This window comes from Bradyrhizobium sp. CB82, from assembly GCF_029714405.1.
Taxonomy (GTDB): domain Bacteria; phylum Pseudomonadota; class Alphaproteobacteria; order Rhizobiales; family Xanthobacteraceae; genus Bradyrhizobium.
Map to the genome: position 1 here is coordinate 8,107,936 of NZ_CP121650.1, position 17,982 is coordinate 8,125,917.

Genomic DNA, 17,982 nt, shown 5'->3' on the forward strand with positions numbered 1-17,982 from the left:
AGTGGAAACGGGATCATATAAACGTTCTGGGCGCTTTCGTTGTTTGTTACCTCGTCAGCAATAAGCAAGTGCCAGCCTAGTTCCATCGGGCGTGTGGGCGTCACAAGCTTGATCGCGCCAATAAGGGACGATCTTCCAGGTGACCGTCTCGTTGTTTTATCAAACCGGTGCGCGGCTTTCTCTCTCTAGGGGGGACACGCGCGACAAAAGGAGCACCTCACGTCGTTTTAGCCTGCCATGAAGCTGCCCCATGCGCACGAGCTCACTTGGCCAAGTGGAGAGCTCCAGCCTCGTCTGCCAGCCGCTTCTCGTAGAAGATCACTGCATATCCGTGCAGTGTCCCTTCCCTGCGGCGAACATAGTCCGCAGTCTCATAAAGCCTTTGAGCACCTAGTTGGATCTTTGTCGTGTCCAGCATGATCCGCTTGAACCCCGCAGCAACGGCCCTCGATTCGAGTTCACGAAGAAGTCTCCTTCCAAACCCTCGTCTTCGAAAGGCCGGATCGACGCGCATGCGCTTTAGCTGTGCGACATCAGCATCGACAGGCTTCAATCCTCCCATTGCGACGAGTTGAGAACCAATATGGGCAAGTAAGAAGTCACCGCCCGGCTTAATGTATGTTTCGCAGATGTTGCGCAAGTCATCTTCCCACGTCCCTTCCGGGCCGCGCACGCCACCATCCACCGATGCGGCTCTATGCAGACGCCATACATCATTGGCATCACCTAGCTCGAACCGACGAAAGATCAGCTCGCCTTGAGGCATCGATATCGGCTGCCGACTGGCCCAGGGGGCCTCCGCCTCTCCCGTCATCATCTTTTCTCCTACGCAAATGGGACCCTCATGCTTACTGACGCGCCGTCGGCAACAGTCTCTGCAAAAGGACAGCGTCGATACTTTCCGATGCCTCAACTCCGACAAGCGGTCGACCGGGCTCAACCGTATACTTCAACGCCGTACTATGGTGCATCAGGGTAAACCGATCCAGCGCACGAACACAGGAGGCCCGCAGCATCCGGATTTCACTATTACCGTGTTCTATGACGGGCGAAATGGTCGCAGATCGAGGGAAGTCCGCTTTTCCTTCCAGCCAATCCGGCTTGTGCCACGCGTCTTCTTTGTTCGGCGACAACCAGCGGAATACCTCATGGATGTACGCTTGCGGGTAGTATTCGGACAACCGATATACATCCGAAAAAAATTGCGGTTTCTGGAGGAAAAGCTCTTCGCCGATCAGCAGCACTGAGGCAGCCACAATACGGCCAGAGAATCTGCCGCTCGGGCCAAGCCTATCCTTGTAAGGGTTCTTTGCGTAAAACACGCGGAACTGGCCAAATAGATCCGGCGACATATGTTCGTGAAAGCGGGTCAGGACATGATTCGCTGTCTCAAGGTGCTTCATGCACAGCGCAAGACATTGATGGGCGTCAGCGTCAGCCACATCTCGCAACTCGAGTAGAGCGTCGATTGCTAACTGCAATTCGCTTTCGATGAGTTGGTGGCCCAAGCAAAAATCTCGTTCCTCCACCCCAGCCGCTCCAAGGCAGTAGACACGCGGATCGGTCTGCACCGGATTCGTAAGTATCATATCCTCATAGGAAAGGACCTCAATGCCAGGCTGCCGCTGGCGGGATAAGCGGGCAAGACGACTTAAGCCCTCCCCCACCGTCAATTCGGCATCCCCGGGATGGAGGCCGGCAAACGCCGACATGTGATAAGCACAATTGGTGAGATATTGGATGTCTGTCTTGGCAACCTCGAAATCGGCGTGCGGCAGCCCCCGCAACAGCGCATCATAGTCCGTGTCCGCTACAATCGCGCTAATACTGCGACCGAGCGCCCTAACCGTTTCATCCGGCCGCTCACTGCTTCTGATCTGCGCTATATCGTGTGGCAGTTCATCGACGACAAAGTCGCTCAATCGCCCAAGCGGTCGTTTTCGTTGTCGACGATCAATGCGATCGGTCAAATGAGCAAACATGTCTTGCGCGCAGTTGTGCGGCGATCTTTGGGCAGGAGGGGAGATACTGGCGATCATAGCGAGCACTCACCGCCCCTGGCCGAAAATAGCTTGCATTTCCGCAGTCGCCCCGTATCGGGCGGCCGGTGAGTAGTCGTGCTTCTCGATAAGATCAGTTCGTTTATCTAAGATCCTGCTATCGGTCCGCGCGACGCGCTCAAGTACCTCGTTGGAGAAAAATTGCAGCGATACCGCTCCCGAATTGATAATGCCAGCGGTGGTTAACGTCAGCACGCCTTCAGAAATACTGATGAGTCCCGCCTCAGTTAGTTTTTTGATCTCGCGACGAAAGTATTGTTCCATGGACACTCCAAATTCCCTCTCGAAGCGGGAGAGCGGCACTCCACTACTTCGCAACGCGAGCATCACCGTTCTGCGCATCAGATCGTCTTGCGTCAGGACGACACCCTTCCACACTGGCTTCCCGCCAGACTCAACCCTGTCTAAGTAGCGATCCAAATCTGCCTCGTTGTAGAATTGGCACTGACTCATGTAGCCAAACCCGCCGACCCCAAACGGGATTAGATTATTGTCGTTCCAAGAATCGTATTTGCGACGCTGCTGAACAGAGTGCGGCTGCGACTTCTTTGTCCAATAGAAGATCGGGCCATGGCGATAGCCAAGTCTCGTGAGGATGTGCTCAGCCATGAAATGCATGATGATGCGCTCCTTCGCCCCAGCGAATTGGTAACGTCCTTTGCTCAAATGGCGAGCTACGGGGTCCGTGGATTTGAACAACAATGGGAAGATATTGAACTTCTCCACTCCCATATCCAAAAGACCGATGAGCGAGTCATACCAACTTCGCAGCGTTTGCTGCGGCAACCCATAGATAAGGTCTAGCGACAGATTCTGAACACCCAGCTTATTCAGCAATTCAACCAGTTGTCTCACCTCGTCCACACCGTGCCCGCGGTTCAATATTCGCAAAATATTCTGATCAAGACTTTGAACCCCCAGGACGAAGCGGTTTACGCCGTTTTTGAGTAGGGTGGATATGCGATCTACTGCGTCCACCTGCTTTCCAAGAGTGGGATGTAATTCGAAACTCACTTCGGACTTCGATAGATCAAAGCGCTGATTGATCATGTCAAATAGCGCTTTGAGTTGCGGATTGGTCAAGATAGAGGGGGTGCCACCTCCAAAGAAAGCTGTCTCAATAGACCTGCCGGCGAGCGCCGCGTCCGACCACCTCATTTCCTTGTCGAGAGCCGCCAGGTAACGCTCCACACGTCCGGAACGCGGATTGATTTCCTTGGCGAAGTGACAAAATGTGCAATACTGATTGCAGAAGGGGATGTGAAAGTAGAGGTCAATCGACGACGTAATCTCACCTAACAATTTTTCAGCATTGAGCTCGCCCATTGCTTTGAGAGGCGGATATGTGCCGACAAGATAATCGTTGTAGGTGTCAAGGTGCAGTTTTCGCGACCTCAGCATGTCGAGGTTAATGTCGTACGAACGGTCGATCGCGAACTCCAGGGCCTCGGAGTAGCTAGGCGCGAGCATTCTTTGGACTCCTTTTGCTTCCGTGTGACGGCAGAGCGCGACGACACATAAGTGTCAGAGGGGTGACTTTCTGTTTTGGGTCGATGATGAGCCGCGCAATTCGAGTAGCGGGGATTCTCGGCCCCGCTCCACGCTGATCACATCCTGCGTTGCCATCTTCTTCGCGGGCACCTAGGTGACGGTCGTAGTTAAGCAGGGATAACGACAGCAGCACCCGCATGGCGCAGCGCCTCCCAGACCGATCACGCTCACGGGGCAGCATCCATCGCATTGATTTGCGACTAATCGAGCACACGCATTTCAAAACCTGGACACCGAGACCACCACGTGTTGCGAAACTTCCTATTCGTGTCCAGCAATTGGCGTGCCATCAAAGACAGCCCGCGTGTCTTGCTAGAAGATGAGCAAATACCATCTGCCTAGGCTCTGCAGCGCGACCAACTTAGCGTGTAAGCGTTCGGTTCTGGACACAAGCGTCCAAAACCGGACATGGCTGAACACGACGGCACTAAAGGTTTTGACCGATGATGGTCTCTTCCAACCCGGGCTCGGGCGCCTGCTCGAGAATGAATCTACAACAGCCGAGCTTACGACCCTGAGCACTCTCCTTTTGTAGGCGATTTTCTCCGCTCCGCTCCATGGCAAGAAGCTGAAGTTACGTTTCATCCGGCGTTGGCAAATGGAGAACCGCCACCGCCGTCCGTTGACGCTTGTCTTTCGCTGTGCGTGCGCTGTGCAAGATCACCTCGTGCCGCCACACCGCGATCACGCTCGCCGAATGCGGCGTCGACAAAGGACGATTTGCAGGAAACTTGGTAGAATAGCTGCGCTTGATGAACGTAACTCATTTCTTGCACGTCTTGTCAGTCTCCCTCCCCTCGCCTCGGCAAGCTAATGAAAGGGCGGGCAGAATCACCCAGCCGCGGTCCTGGGTACAGACTCAGCAGTCTTGAGAACGAATGGCACATAGCTTGCTTCGCTGATGTCCGAATTGTCCCCTTCACCCGAGTAAAGTACGTGAGAACAGAATGCTTGGAATTGGAAGTAGGTTACCGTCGTTCGAGATTACCGGCGTGAAACCCGGCTTTCACGCGCAGGAAGAGAACGGTCAGAGCGCGTTTGAGACGCTGACTGAAAAGAGCTTCCCCGGGCAATGGAAGATCATCTTCTTTTACCCTAAGGATTTCACCTTCGTCTGTCCGACAGAAATCGCCGAGTTTGGCCGCTTGTCCAGGGATTTCACCGAGCGTGATGCGGTCGTGCTCGGCGGCTCGACCGACAACGAGTTCTGCAAGCTAGCCTGGCGGCGCGAGCACAAGGACCTGCATCATCTACCCATATGGCAGTTCGCGGACACCAAGGGCGAGCTGGTTGATGGACTTGGCGTTCGGGCGCCCGAGGGGGTCGCCAACCGCTATACTTTCATCGTCGCCCCCGACAACAGCATACAGCATGTCTATGCTACCACTCCGAATGTTGGCCGCAGCCCAAAGGACACCCTCCGTGTGTTGGATGCGCTGCAGACCGACGAGCTCTGTCCGTGCAATCGCGAGATTGGCGGGGAAACGCTGAAGGCCGGCTAAGTCATATCGTGAACTGAGGAGGTGAATGTCCAGCGGGTGCTTCGCATCAGCCGCCCACGTGTCGATGGGCCTATGTTTCGGCCAACATTTCAGTCCGCTTGCAGAATAGGCTCGCACCATTCGAATGGCATCGGCTCGAAAATTGACGGCTCGAAAAAGCGCAGCCAGAATGAAGATGCTCTTTGCGAACCTCAAGCCCCCAATGTCGGAAGCGCTCGTTAGGAAAGACGGCTTCAGCGCGTCCTTGGCCGCTGCGATCAGCAGACCATCGGCAACTGCGATGGAATGCTCCTCCCTTGAAAATTCACTACTTTGGCCGGATACTGAATCGAGGTCCTATGGCTATCAGAAATCCGAGGAGGCGATTATGGCAATCCAGATCGTGATGGACCACACCGGCGACAGCCGTCATCCTTTCAACGTCGACGACGCACAAGAACTGGCGAAGGCGATGCAGCGGTTCTACGAGCTGACGAATATCGGTTTCACCGCAGCGGTCCGGACCGGTCCAGGTCAGGTCTCGCAGATCGGATCGTTCGACCCAAACGCGGAAGAAACCGTTTTCTTCCCCAGGCTGGTCGGCGGCTAAGTCGGCGTTCCTGCCATGTTCGGCTTCCGACTGATGCCGCCGGGCGGCCGTTCCCGGATGCGCGCGATGCGGGCCCTTATCATCTGGCACGGCGCCGAGCGGACGCCGGAGGGCCGATCGCTGCGCCTCTTGCAGCAATGGCTGTCGCCGGCGCAGCGGGAGCAGTTCGTCCAAAAGGGCTACTTCGAGGTCGTCGGAAGTGACACCGGACAGCGCTACAGGATCCACGCGGGGGCCGCAGTGAACGTGTGCGAGATCGACGAAAGAGGCCGCCTGGGGGCGGGGTTATGTTTCTCGCCGGCCGGCGCTCTGCCGATCGGAGACGTCATGCTCGCCCAGAAGATCGCGCTCGAAACAGGCGAACGTGACGTGCGTGCCGTGGTAAGGCGGTTCACTCCGAGCGGTTTCCATTTCAGGCCAATCCGACCTCTCTGCTGACCGCGGGCGACATCTCGAAAGAACGCCAGCTCCAAACAGGCAAGGAAGCCCTCGCGAGCGGTAGCCTGCCGGGATTCTTCCGAGATCTTTGGGATCAGGTATATCAGCGATCGCCCAACGATCCGACCGGATCGCAATCATCACCTGATCGTGTGCAGCATTGTGACGGTCTTGCGGCATTGGCGTGATCACAGTGGGCTCGAAAGCGCTTGGCCGCCAACTCCCCCTTGCGGCACTTTGCGCGCCGCCGACGCTCGACCGCTAATGTGAAACGGCGCGGGGTCGGACGCCAATCGGCCGGGCGGAAGACCGCTGTCGGCATTGAGAAGATCAGCTGCGCGGGCTTCATACCATTGGCAGCGTCCTTCGGGTCGCGCGAAAGGCCATAAACCGTCTAACCATCTGCGAGTAGTTCGTTCGCCAGATTGCCGCCGATCATGTCCGTGGCTCGATGAGAGCTGTTCCCACCATGTAAGTTGTCTCCGCTAACTAGGGGGTCTATCTGACGAACGCTGACTGCCTTAGCGCCAGCCTTGGACGATTTCACTTCTCACGGCCCGTTCTTCCACTGAGGCGAGAGGGATCTGTGATGCTTAGCGGCGCGGAGAAGACTCCTCTGGTTCGCAACCTTCTTGCCGGTTCCTGCACCGCCGCTCCAAGACCAGCTAGTTTGATCTATTCTAACTATGAACGCTCAAAGGGACTTGAATCGTACATTGCGTCAGATTGTAGGATTCCGAACAAGTGTCGCACGTTTTCCGAAAGAAAAGGTCGCGACCCTCTCAGGTCGCCCCAAAACTTCAAGCCAGACAGAATGTCTCAAAACCCCAAGCTCGCCTCGCTTCATCCCGTCACGCTCCTCAACAACTCCGCTCCACCCCCCGTTGCTAGTGTGGTCTATGCACCCGTGACGGTTTGTCAGCTCCGGCCCACTTACGGCTGGAGCAGGCATAGTGGTTCGACGCCAGGGCCCGTTCTCTTCGCTTCCCCGCTCCCAGATCGGCAAGCAGCACAATCAACGCTCGATATCCAATCGTTTCGCGGCCGCTCGTCAGAATCGGCGCAATTCAGGCGACTGAACCGCCTAAGGCGCATGCTTCACAACGCCGATGCGGGATGTGCCCGCAAGTCGTTCGGCGCGCCCGGCGGCTGCACCGCCGCCATCCAATCGGACGTGACTGAAGGTCGGGCCTGCCGGCGTTCGGCACCTATCGAGGGGCCTGTGCTTCGCAGCCAGAGTCATTGGGTAGCAGCGTGATAAGGACTGAGCAACTTTGCGGCCTTCAGCTGTGACGACAGATCGTCTACACGGCGATCGAGACTTTTGGCAGGATCTAGCCGCTCGCCGTCTCGGCTCAAGGCCAAATGGGTGAGTCTGCTGGTTCAGTACGAAACGTCTATCACCCGCGTGAGGCTGGCAAGTTGGGCGGGCGGCGATGCACATCACCTACATCATCGTTCGTCTGCCATCAAAACTGCCGCAGTAAAGCTGCGCTCGGTCATCAGGGCATCAACCGCTATGGGGAGATTTAGATCAAGCTTTCGGAAACGTATTGTCACCGATCCGCGATGTAAATGCATTTCATCCAAAAAATCGATTTCACCAATCGTGTTCTCGCAATCATACCTCATGATGTCGGTGACGACTTCCCAAATTGTCGCAGCGAAAAGCGAGGGTGCTGCCACTCGATGCATTTGATTGATTGCCGCCTATGCCCCTGTGGCAAGACCAGATTGGACGTCACCAAGATGCATGCGAGCCACACCGGGAGATCGAAATTGCGAATCGAACTGACAATGGATCGGATCAAGTGTTCGATTGGCTGGCACTGCTCTTCTTCGTCTATTCCGGCTGCCAAGGTTTACGGGCAAGCCGGACTTTTCAATTTCGCTCGGCCACGTTCGACATGACGTGCTCAGTGGTTTTGGCATGACTTGAGAAGAGGGGATGAAATGCGAACGCTACTGGTTGATCATGAGACGGACCCAGCGCGTGTTGTACACCAAGCGCTCTCGGATTGTGGTTTTGCCGTTGATCTAGCGTGTACGCTCGATGAGGCGTCCGCAGCCTTTGGTTGTGCCCGCTACGACATCCTTCTCCTTGAGTTGATTCTACCGGATGGAGACGGCTTGGAGTGGCTGAAGCAGTTGAGGCGCGACGGGTATTCGATGCCGGCGGTGATGATGAGCAGCCTCAACGAGCTCGGTAGGCGGATCGCGATTTTCAATGGCGGTGCGGACGACTTCCTGCCCAAACCCGTGTCTCCTGATGAACTCATCGCCCGGATGCGCGCCGCTCTGCGCCGAGCCACGCAAATGACGTCGCCCGTCGTTACCTTTGGAAACTTAAGATTCGATCCGGTCGGTCGGCAAGCATCCGTCAATGGCCGACCGCTGAAGATTGCGCGCCGCGAAGTGTGCATTCTTGAACATTTGCTCAGCCGCGCAGGGCGCACCGTGGCGCGCGCGGCATTGGAGGATGGCCTCTATGCATTTGACAACGAAGTCTCAACAAACGCGCTTGAGGTCGGCATCTATCGCTTACGTGGTCATTTGAGCCAGTCCGGTGCAACGTTACGGATCAAGACCGCGCGCGGGATCGGCTACGTCCTTGAATTGAAATCCGCGGCCTCGGCCGCGTAATCAATTGAACTTGAAAGAAAAGACCATCTTGAACGTCATTCTTGACAAGCATGCTGGCGCCAATGGTGGATCGATCGTTGCCAACGCCTTCTCGTCGAGCTTTCTGCCTTATCTGTCGCGACTTTTGTGCGCGGTCGTTCTGCTATCCCCACTTACTGCCGTGGCGCAGATTAAGGGCGATAATGGAGGAGGAACGCCGCGTCCGGTCCCTGATGCCATAACCGGGACGCTGAACCTTTCCCCTTCGCTTGGTAAGACAATTCATCTGCCCGCGCCAGCCGCGAGCATCTTTGTCGCCGATCCTGCGATCGCGGATTATCAGGCGCCGTCGAACAAGACCGTCTTCGTTTTTGGCAAGAAATCGGGACGAACCAGCTTGTTCGCACTGAACGAGAATGGGGAGGCTCTCGCTGAGCTACGCGTTGTCGTCTCGCAGCCGATCGAGGATCTGCGTGCAACGCTGAAAGCCCAGGTCGGCGACTATCCGATCCAAGTCAGCTATACCCCGCGCGGCGCCATCCTTAGCGGTACGGCACCCAATGCTGAGATTGTCGACAGCGCGGTGAAAGTCACTGAGCAGTTTCTCGGTTCGGGTGCACTCGTCCTGAATAAGATCCAGGTGGCTGGATCCTTGCAGGTCAATTTGAGCGTGCGCGTGGCCGAGGTCTCCCGGAGCGCCATGAAGGAGCTCGGAGTCAACCTCTCCGCGTTCGGTCAAGCTGGTCCTTTCACCCTCGGCTTGGTCAGTGGCAGTGGTGGAGGTGGCGGCGCGACGCAGGGCGGCGGTACGGCAAGGATCGGATTTAACGCTGGCGGTGTCAACGTCAGCGCTGTACTCGATGCACTGGCCAGCGAACACCTTGCTTCCGTCCTTGCTGAACCAAGCCTAACCGCAATGTCCGGTGAATCGGCAAGCTTTTTGGCCGGCGGCGAATTTCCTATCCCGGTGTTGCAGGACAATCGTCAGGTCTCCGTCGAGTTCCGCCACTTCGGCGTTAGCCTCGAGTTCGTGCCGACCGTTCTTAGCAATAATCAGATCAATATCCGCGTGAAGCCTGAAGTCAGTGAACTATCGTCACAAGGCGCTGTCACCGTCAACGGCATCTCCGTGCCGGCTCTCTCCACCCGACGTGCCAATACGGTTGTCGAGCTCGCAAGCGGCCAAAGCTTTGCAATCGGTGGGCTAATCCGGCGCAACTTCAACACTGATATCACGACTTTCCCTTGGCTCGGCGACATACCGATTCTTGGTGCGCTGTTTCGCTCGTCCCAGTTTCAACGGGAGGAAACGGAACTCGTGATTATCGTGACGCCTTACGTCGTGCGGCCAAGATCGAACACGCGGCCGATGAGTGCCCCCACTGACCGCGTCGCACCGCCCTCAGATCTCGCGCGTACTCTGACGAACCATTTGGCGACTCGGCCACCGGGGCGCGGTGCTCCCGCCACCAGCGTACCGAGCGCGACTAGGGGCGCCGGCGACAATACCGAATGAGGATCAGCCAATGACCTTTCGCATCGTATGTCCCCTGATCGCTCTCGCGGCGGGTCTAGCCGGCTGCACAAGCACTGCATCGACCTCTGTCGATCCGGCTGCGCAAGCAACCCTGGTTCAAGAGGAGAAGAACGTTTTACTGTTGCAGAGCCTTCGAGGGGCCGAACGGCAGCGTCTGCGGGAGTTCATAGCGAGTACCAGTCGCGGTCGGCGTGACGCGCTCCATCTCAATATTGCCGGCCCACCTCAGCTCGGAGTGCAGATAGCCCGTGAGGCCCGCGCAATGGGGGTTGACCCTCACAATATCCGCCTGTACGGCCCACTCATTACCCGGCGCGATCGCTTTGCCGCGCGAATCGAGGCGATTACGTATGAGGCGCACCCTCCCGACTGTCCGTCGATGTCGATCGTCGGTCCGTCCGTGAACGATAATTCTTTCGACCCGACACTTGGCTGCTCGATCCGCAACAACCTTGCTATCATGGTCAACGATCCCCGTGACTTGATTGGCAATCCAGCCGTCATGCCGAGCGACGGCAATCGTGCGGCTATCCCAGTTGCCACGTACAAAAGCTTCGCGACGGGCAATAACAGCAACTTGGGACAGGCAGCTAACAACAAGTCGTCATCAGATCTTACGTCAGCCGGTACTACGGCCGGACAGCCTTCTCAATAGCGACGACGTCCTTCTGCAATGCGATCTCATTTACAATATGATCTAGACTTGACCGGCGGCAAGGAGAGCTCTTGCGACAGACTCAAAATACTGGGTTGGAATGGGGTTACCAAGCTTGGCGGTGCGGATCAGCTCACGGACCACGGCATGGTCATGGACAATAGTGAGATGAAGGGCCCGCGCCTCATCAAAGAGCCGTGAAGCGGCTTCGCCCTCGCCGCGGCAAACCACGACAGGCACGCCGGTTTCGCCACGAACGTAGCGTACCCCGACCAGCATCTCCTGCCCGGTCAAGATCAATGTTGCGCGATTCACGCCGAGCGGAGCCTCGCGCGCCTGCTCTCGACGGAGACGACGGTGTTCCCGTTTCACCTCCGGGTTACCTTGCTGCTCCTTGGACTCCCGCTTTGCCTCGCTCTCGGTCATGCGCATGCTGCGCAAAAACAACCAGCGCTGGATGAGTAGATCGATCAATCCGCCGATGAGAAAGGCACCGCAAGCAATGCCGATCAACAGTTTGACTTCCATGAAGACGAAGCCGAAGCAGCCCATGCCGCAAGCCGGCAGATAGACCAGTGTCTTCCACGCGCCGACAACGACAAAGAAGAAGATCGCACCGAGGCCGATGGCTTTGAGCAGGGTCTTCCCGAGCTCGACGAGGGAACGCATGGACGCGATGCGCTTCAATCCCTGTATGGGATCAACGTTCTCGAATTTCAGCTTTACCGGCTCGAAGGAGAAGATCATTCCACCATTGGCCAGGACTGTCGTCAGAATTGCCCCGACGACAATAGTGGCGAGGAACGGGCCGACAATTCCCAGAGCGAGTTCGGGCAAGACGCCCAGCGCCAGCTGGACCGCAACATCGAACGGCTTATCTAGCAGTTTGTCAGTTAGCATGAGCGCTTGATGGCACCTTTCCTGGATAGAACTGGCTTCCAACCAGAGATAGCCGAGACCTGCGCAGACGCTGACGGCTCTCACTAAGTCGGTACTGTGCGCAACCTGTCCTCTCTTGCGCGCATCGTTTAGCTTCTTGTCAGAGGGGGGGAGCGTTTTCTCTTCGCTCGTATCGCTCATTTAAGTCGCCTTTCGATCCTCTCCAACTCGCGGTTCGACTGGCTGATCTCCGATTGCATGTATTCGATGAGAAAGACGGTGTAGGTGACCATGACGATCGCAAAGCCGATATTCTTGATCGTCAAAGACAGGTCCTTCGGGTTGAATTGCGGCGCAAAGCGTTGGAGTAACATCGCTGATATATCGACAAGCAACAGGAAAGTCACCACAGGCCCAGAGACCACAATTGTGGTACGTATGATGCCGTCGATCACGCCGAACAATTCAATGGCTCCTTGCACGCTCACCGTGGGCCGGAACTGATACACTGGCAAGATCAGATAGCTGCCATAAAGCACGCTGATCATAGTCTGCAGGCCTCCCGATACGACGAAGATAGTGATCGCCGTGATACCGAGAAACAGTCCTGTCGCCGAAGCCTGACTGCGTGTCGCGGGATCTGCGGGCGCGACCACGCTGGTGATGCCTCGTTGGGTGTCGATGATTTCCCCGACAGCCTGGAGGCTCCACAGCGGGATGCTGAGCAGGGCACCGATCACGAGGCCAACACACGCCTCCTTCAAACCCAGTAGCGTGATCTTGATCAGACGTGTGTCCGGATCTAGCGCTTTCAAGCCATCGCCGATTTGCGCCAAGTAGGGTAATTCGATCGCAACGGCCAGGTAGCCGCGGATCAGGCTGCCAATCTGCGAACGCGTAAATACAGGAAGGACCAGCATGATGCCCGCGGGACGGGCCGCACCAAGGCCGGCAGCAACGATGAGTTCGATCGCCGCCTGGATCAGGCCTTGCGTCTCGGCGCTTGACAAGTCAGACATCGCGACGACTGCTAGTAACTCGCCGTGAGTCCGGGAAAATCGGTGAAGATCTGCTTGGCTTGTTCGATGAGCGGGGCGCTCAGCACCGGAGAAAACAGAGCGATAACCGCAACGACGACGAGAAGCTTCACGGTCAGAGGCAAGGTTTGGTCCTGGAGCTGCGTTGCCGCCTGGAGGATACCGATGATGGTTTCGGCAACCGCCGCTGCAATAAGTGGAGGCAGAACCCAGATCATGAAAAGCACGAGCGATCGGCTCATGTGAGCGAGAATAGTTGTGTCGTCCATGCTCAACCTCCCGGTGTTGTGTAGCTGAGCACCAGCCCGTGCATGAGGCGCGACCAGCCATCGATCGCCACGAATAGAAAGAGCTTGAAAGGGACAGATATCACTGTCGGAGATACCATTGACATGCCCATGGCCATCAGGATTGTCGTTACGATCAGATCGATCGTGATAAAAGGCAGATAGAGCAAAAAGCCAATTTCGAAGGCGCGCTTGAGTTCTGAGATGAGAAAAGACGGGACGAGAATGACAAAATCATCAGCTGTGGCTTTGCCGCGCATCTCCTCTGGCCAGACACGTTCGGTCGAGGATAGGAAGAATCCTCGCTGATCTTCATTGGTGAACTTCTTGAGATAGCCTCGCAGCGGCTCCTGCCCCTCTTTCGCAGCACTTACCCAATCCTCGAGCGTCTGATAGCGGAGCTGCAGATCGGCGATTCGATTGTAGCTCTGCTCAAAGACGGGGGCGCTGGTGAAGGCGGTGAGGATCAATGCCGCACCGTATAAAACGATGTTCGGCGGTATCGACTGGGTCCCAAGAGCATTGCGAACCAGGAAGAGAACGACAGATACCTTTATGAACGCCGTGGTCGTGACGACCGCGAAGAGCAACAAGCCGAGCCCGGCCGTGACCGCAAGAAGGGCCAGGATTGCTGGTTGAACGTCAGTCATGGCCGCCTAACCCGCTACGGAGCCTGATGCCGAGCTCGTCCCCAATACGTACGATATCGCCACTGCCGATCCGTCGGCCGTTTGCAAGGATATCGACCGGGCCGTCGACCGGCCGGCCGAGTTCGAACACATGTCCTTCGCCGATACCCTTCAATGCTCCCAACGTGATCGGCCAGCGGCCGCATTCGAAGACGAGCGTGACCTCGATGTCGTCGAGATCGGCTTCCGAGGGCGGATGCTGCGGTTCGGGCGGTGTTGTCATGTGCGCGTACTCCAGTGGTCGCGGGACCGACCGAAATGGTCCCCGCAGGATCAGGCGGTTGCCGGTGACTTCTGCCACGGTCCATAACCGGCCTGCAGTGAGAATGATCTCACCGCGGGCGAATGGCATGAGGTCTGGCAACAAGGCGTCGCCTGGACTTGTTTTGCGAAGAAGCGAGGCAGTAATGCGGAGCGCGCCCATTTCTCCTGCGACGACGATGGGGAGCTCTTTGGAAAGCTTGCGCGTTTCGCGCGGCAATTGACCGAAGAGTTCGCCTAAGGCCTGGAACGCCGGCGGTATCGGTTTATCAAGAGGCGAGAAGAGAAATAGGCGACCTTTGCTCCTGACCGGACCGTAGATGACGCCGAATTCGATATAAGGCCCCATCGTCTCGGCCTTTCCAACACGGAGCAGTTGCAGCCGCTGCTGAATCTGATTCTCCAGAGGTGCCAGCAACGGTTCGAGTGCAAGTTCGAGAACGAGCGAACGACTTGGCTCGGAAGGCAACGCTAGGCCGCTCTGTACTGCCGAGATTAACGCCTCGGCAAGTGCATGGGATATCGACAAAACGATCGTTTCATCTCCGACGCTCCAAACGCAGTCGAGCATCGATATAGCAGAAGGTTCCATCTGCCAGACAGGTCGTTCCAATCGCACCGATAGCGGCTTACCGCCAAGGCTCGTCTGCAAAGGCGTGCGGGGTCCGGCGATGCTATTGAGCCACGCGACGAACGTATGGGTCAGAATGAGTGACGGCTCGTAGGTCGTGTATTCGTCTGCAGGATCTGCAGGCGGCGGATCTGCAAGACGGCACGTTTGCGATGCAAGAGAACTAGCGCTCATCAGATTGAACCATCTGCCACCTTGTGGGGCAAAGCCCGCCCGTAGCGAAGCGAGACCTCATCATCGGCCTCTATCTCAGCTGTAACCTCCGCATGGGCGTCGACCGCCCGCCGGACGTCGGCTTCGATTTGTCGCCACTTGTCAGTTGCCGCCGAACATTTGGCCCAGTGCGCCCGCCCTTCGGATGCTACTGTCTCGGCCTGCTTGTGAGCGCTACGGGCGTCCTCAAGCGTCTGGCGTTTCGCCGTGACCTCAGTTGCGAGCCTCTCAAAGATGAGCTCGCGACGATCGAGTTCAACGACGGATACGGTGCCGAGCGATGTCAGCTGCTCGTAAACCTCCACTTCCGCCTGTGCGCGACGTTCTTCTGCAATTGCAAGTTCTCGCCCTGCGCGCTCTGCAGCTAAGGCCTCGATGCGGCATTTAGCCTCCAACTTGGACAACTCAGCCCGAGCACCGCGCTCACGTATTTCCTTTACGTGTCGCAATCTCGAAGCGTGAATGGAACTCATGCGGTCAGACGGCACATCCATTTGACGGTCTCTTCAAAACTGGAGGCATCGTTTTCGCCCTGACGCAAGAACTTGCGCAGGTCATCGATAGAGGCGATAGCCCGGTCCGTCAGCGGATCGCTGCCTTGCTTGTATTCGCCGACCTTGACCAAAAATTCGGCCTCTGCGTGGCGTGAGAGCAGATCGCGGAAGAAAGACGCCGCATTGCGATGCGGCGCAGATACGACGGCATCCATGACGCGGCTGCGGCTCGACAGCACATCGATAGCGGGGAATTGCGCGCGCGCCGCGATAGAGCGTGAGAGAACGATATGACCATCGAGAATGCCGCGCGTTTCCTCGGCGATTGGATCGCCCGTACCCTCACCTTCTACAAGCACGGTATAGAAGGCTGTAATTGAGCCGCGTTCATCCATGCCCGCGCGCTCCAGCAAGCCCGGCAGCATGGCAAAGACAGACGGAGGAAAGCCCCGCCGGGTTGGTGGCTCACCCGCAGCAAGCCCGATTTCGCGCATCGCGCGGCTAAAACGCGTCAATGAATCCATCATCAGAATGACGCGCAGGCCTTGCTCGCGAAAATATTCGGCGAGCGCGGTTGCAGTATAGGCACATTGCGCCCGCTCCATCGCCGAGCGATCGGAGGTCTCAACGACGAGGACCGTGCGGCGAAGGGCTGCCTCCCCTAGATGCCGCTCGATGAATTCACGCACCTCGCGCCCACGCTCGCCGATCAGGGCAACTACGGTCACGTCGGCAATCGCGCCCTTTACGATCTGTGCCAATAAGGTCGACTTGCCGCAACCAGGCTCCCCATATATGCCGATGCGCTGGCCCTCGCCGCATGTCAGAAGACCGTCCAAGACACGGACGCCGAGTGGCAATGGTCGCTCGATGATGCGCCTCCTCATTGGGTTTGGAGCTTGGCCGCGCAGCGGACGAGTTTCTGTGGCCTTGACTGCGCCCTTGCCATCGAGAGGACGACCGAAGCTGTCGATCACCCGGCCAAGCAGATCGGGCCCGACGGGCACTTCATGCATTCGTCCGGTAGCGACGACTTCTGCGCGGCCGGACACGCCCAGCAAGTCACCAATCGGCGTCAGCAACACGCCATCCGGCAATAGCCCGATCACCTCGGCCTCAAGCGAGAATCCGGCGCGTGGATCCTGCACGACACAGAGCTCTCCAATCCGAGCGTCCGGCAAGACTGCATGGAGGAGCGTGCCGATCGCGCGCGTGATCCGTCCGCGTACGGGACGCGTGTCGACATGTCTTACTGTCGATCGCAGACGCGATAGCGCCGCTTGCGCACTCCCCTCGCTATCGCGATTACCATGGTTTGCCGCCCGCGTTGTCACAGTTCGCCTGCCTGAGGAGGTAGCCCAAGCCCAAGACGCAGCGTGCGGAGCTGTGCGGCAAGTCCGAGATCGACATTGCCGAACTCGCTCCGCAGCACGCATTCGTGCTGGGAGAGCGCCGGATCCGGAACAATTCGGACAGTGGGCCGGCCCTCCCGTCCGTCGCACGCGGCAAATTCGCGTGCGAGCGATTCGGCATTCATGGGCGACACATGAAGAGAAAGTTCCGCTCCGCCATATTTTCGCAGGATCGCGTGACGAACCGTTCTCACCAACATCTCGCCGGGATCGAAGGCGCCCAGCAGATCAGTTACAATCTCCATCACGAGCTGTGGCAACTCCTCCTCTAGAGCGGTGTTTTTCCGCGCCACTTCCGAGGTCGCCTGCGCGACAAGCTGCGACATTTCCTCGGCGCCGGCCGTCACCCCCTCGGCGCGGCCGCGCGCTCGCTCCAGCTGATAAGCTCTGCGCGCCCAGCCACGAACACGCTGCAGATGCCGCTCTGCCGCGGCTCGCGCCGCAACGGCCTCCTGCCAGATTTCGAGATCCCTCGCTTCTATGAGCGGGCCAAGCGGGCGCATAAGCGGAGCTAATGGCGGCGCGGAATCGTCGGCTGTCATAGCACCTAGCCTTCCGTCGCCAAATGGGCCAAAACCAAGGAAAACAATCGGCCTGCGGCTTCGCGATGTTCGTTTGCTGGATGATCGGCGGCAGTTCCGACTGCTAAGCGTAGAAGCACGCGGCTGCGGTCAGGCGCTGACACTTCGTCGAGCCAGGCGCCGAGACAGGCATGCCCATCGTCATCAATCTCTTGCCCGAGTTGTTGTGGATCGGCAATGACTCTGGTTGAAACCGCGTGCAATGCGTGTCGGATGCCGAAAGCCTGCACTTCCGCACCGACACGCCCGATCAGAACGGCGACATCCTGCTTAGAGATCAGCCTTATCAGCGAACGGGCATGCCAAATGCTGCCGGCGAGCAGAGCGGCCCGCTTCGGATCATGTCCGAGCAGAAGATCCGGACCTGATACAGGTCCGTTCAAGTCCATTTCGTTGTCAAGCAGCAACCGCGCCATCCTTATCTGCAGCCTGGGGCTCTTCTGAAGCTGGACCAACGTCGCAGCCGATAGGTTCGCATCAAGTCGTGCGGCAAGGCGGGTCGGATGAACCGAGGCAGCGAGCTCGCACGATGGCGATGGACGAC

At 57.6% G+C, this 17,982-nt stretch carries 19 protein-coding genes; 6 read left to right on the forward strand and 13 right to left on the reverse strand.

What is annotated here, in order from left to right:
- Positions 1-262: 262 nt before the first annotated feature.
- Genes QA640_RS38835 through QA640_RS38845 form a run of 3 tightly spaced genes read right to left on the reverse strand, consistent with a single transcriptional unit; the run spans position 263 to position 3,530 of the window.
- A complete protein-coding gene (locus tag QA640_RS38835) occupies positions 263-817 on the reverse strand; it encodes a GNAT family N-acetyltransferase (RefSeq protein ID WP_283037920.1) in 555 nt (184 codons plus the stop codon).
- Between the two features lie 31 nt (positions 818-848).
- Positions 849-2,039, reverse strand: a complete 1,191-nt coding sequence (locus tag QA640_RS38840; RefSeq protein ID WP_283037921.1) for a hypothetical protein — start codon at positions 2,037-2,039, stop codon at positions 849-851.
- 9 nt (positions 2,040-2,048) lie between these two features.
- Positions 2,049-3,530, reverse strand: a complete 1,482-nt coding sequence (locus tag QA640_RS38845) for a coproporphyrinogen-III oxidase family protein (RefSeq protein ID WP_283037922.1) — start codon at positions 3,528-3,530, stop codon at positions 2,049-2,051.
- A 1,028-nt stretch (positions 3,531-4,558) separates the two neighbouring features.
- Between QA640_RS38845 and QA640_RS38850 the strand changes: the two genes are divergently transcribed.
- From QA640_RS38850 to QA640_RS38860, 3 genes are all read left to right on the forward strand, one after another.
- Entirely contained in the window at positions 4,559-5,113 is a 555-nt protein-coding gene (locus QA640_RS38850; RefSeq protein ID WP_283037923.1) for a peroxiredoxin, read from the forward strand.
- 367 nt (positions 5,114-5,480) lie between these two features.
- On the forward strand, positions 5,481-5,702 hold the full coding sequence (locus tag QA640_RS38855; protein WP_283037924.1) for a hypothetical protein: 222 nt from the start codon (positions 5,481-5,483) through the stop codon (positions 5,700-5,702).
- Between the two features lie 15 nt (positions 5,703-5,717).
- Complete coding sequence (locus QA640_RS38860; RefSeq protein ID WP_283037925.1) at positions 5,718-6,140, forward strand: hypothetical protein; 423 nt, start codon at positions 5,718-5,720, stop codon at positions 6,138-6,140.
- A gap of 1,452 nt (positions 6,141-7,592) precedes the next feature.
- On the opposite strand, the gene QA640_RS38865 is transcribed toward QA640_RS38860, so the two are convergent.
- The gene (locus QA640_RS38865) at positions 7,593-7,826 is read right to left on the reverse strand and encodes a hypothetical protein (protein ID WP_283037926.1); all 234 of its coding nucleotides are present in this window, start codon (positions 7,824-7,826) and stop codon (positions 7,593-7,595) included.
- Between the two features lie 267 nt (positions 7,827-8,093).
- Here QA640_RS38865 and QA640_RS38870 point away from each other — a divergent pair, with 267 nt between their 5' ends.
- From QA640_RS38870 to QA640_RS38880, 3 genes are all read left to right on the forward strand, one after another.
- Complete coding sequence (locus QA640_RS38870) at positions 8,094-8,783, forward strand: response regulator transcription factor (RefSeq protein ID WP_283037927.1); 690 nt, start codon at positions 8,094-8,096, stop codon at positions 8,781-8,783.
- A gap of 73 nt (positions 8,784-8,856) precedes the next feature.
- Positions 8,857-10,278 carry a type II and III secretion system protein family protein gene (locus tag QA640_RS38875; RefSeq protein ID WP_283043023.1) on the forward strand — a complete coding sequence of 474 codons (1,422 nt, stop codon included), beginning with the start codon at positions 8,857-8,859 and terminating at the stop codon, positions 10,276-10,278.
- A 10-nt stretch (positions 10,279-10,288) separates the two neighbouring features.
- Complete coding sequence (locus tag QA640_RS38880; RefSeq protein ID WP_283037928.1) at positions 10,289-10,954, forward strand: CpaD family pilus assembly lipoprotein; 666 nt, start codon at positions 10,289-10,291, stop codon at positions 10,952-10,954.
- 42 nt (positions 10,955-10,996) lie between these two features.
- Here QA640_RS38880 and QA640_RS38885 read toward each other — a convergent pair whose 3' ends face one another.
- The 9 genes from QA640_RS38885 to QA640_RS38925 all read right to left on the reverse strand — a co-directional run bounded on the left by QA640_RS38885 (position 10,997) and on the right by QA640_RS38925 (position 17,854).
- Positions 10,997-12,034, reverse strand: coding sequence for an EscU/YscU/HrcU family type III secretion system export apparatus switch protein (locus tag QA640_RS38885; RefSeq protein WP_283037929.1), 1,038 nt, complete (start codon positions 12,032-12,034; stop codon positions 10,997-10,999).
- On the reverse strand, positions 12,031-12,852 hold the full coding sequence (sctT, locus tag QA640_RS38890) for a type III secretion system export apparatus subunit SctT (RefSeq protein WP_283037930.1): 822 nt from the start codon (positions 12,850-12,852) through the stop codon (positions 12,031-12,033). Before sctT ends, QA640_RS38885 begins: the two co-directional genes overlap by 4 nt.
- Before the next feature lie 11 nt (positions 12,853-12,863).
- The gene (locus tag QA640_RS38895; protein WP_057741036.1) at positions 12,864-13,139 is read right to left on the reverse strand and encodes an EscS/YscS/HrcS family type III secretion system export apparatus protein; all 276 of its coding nucleotides are present in this window, start codon (positions 13,137-13,139) and stop codon (positions 12,864-12,866) included.
- Between the two features lie 2 nt (positions 13,140-13,141).
- Positions 13,142-13,807, reverse strand: a complete 666-nt coding sequence (sctR, locus tag QA640_RS38900) for a type III secretion system export apparatus subunit SctR (protein ID WP_057741033.1) — start codon at positions 13,805-13,807, stop codon at positions 13,142-13,144.
- Positions 13,800-14,912, reverse strand: a complete 1,113-nt coding sequence (gene sctQ, locus QA640_RS38905) for a type III secretion system cytoplasmic ring protein SctQ (protein ID WP_283037931.1) — start codon at positions 14,910-14,912, stop codon at positions 13,800-13,802. Before sctQ ends, sctR begins: the two co-directional genes overlap by 8 nt.
- Positions 14,912-15,355: a hypothetical protein gene (locus tag QA640_RS38910; RefSeq protein ID WP_349253672.1), complete on the reverse strand. Its 444-nt coding sequence runs from the start codon at positions 15,353-15,355 to the stop codon at positions 14,912-14,914. The genes sctQ and QA640_RS38910 overlap by 1 nt, the downstream gene beginning before the upstream one ends.
- A 65-nt stretch (positions 15,356-15,420) precedes the next feature.
- Positions 15,421-16,779 carry a type III secretion system ATPase SctN gene (gene sctN, locus QA640_RS38915; RefSeq protein ID WP_283037933.1) on the reverse strand — a complete coding sequence of 453 codons (1,359 nt, stop codon included), beginning with the start codon at positions 16,777-16,779 and terminating at the stop codon, positions 15,421-15,423.
- Entirely contained in the window at positions 16,776-17,399 is a 624-nt protein-coding gene (gene sctL, locus QA640_RS38920; protein WP_283037934.1) for a type III secretion system stator protein SctL, read from the reverse strand. The genes sctN and sctL overlap by 4 nt, the downstream gene beginning before the upstream one ends.
- 5 nt (positions 17,400-17,404) lie before the next feature.
- Complete coding sequence (locus tag QA640_RS38925) at positions 17,405-17,854, reverse strand: nodulation protein NolU (RefSeq protein ID WP_283037935.1); 450 nt, start codon at positions 17,852-17,854, stop codon at positions 17,405-17,407.
- Positions 17,855-17,982: the final 128 nt, after the last annotated feature.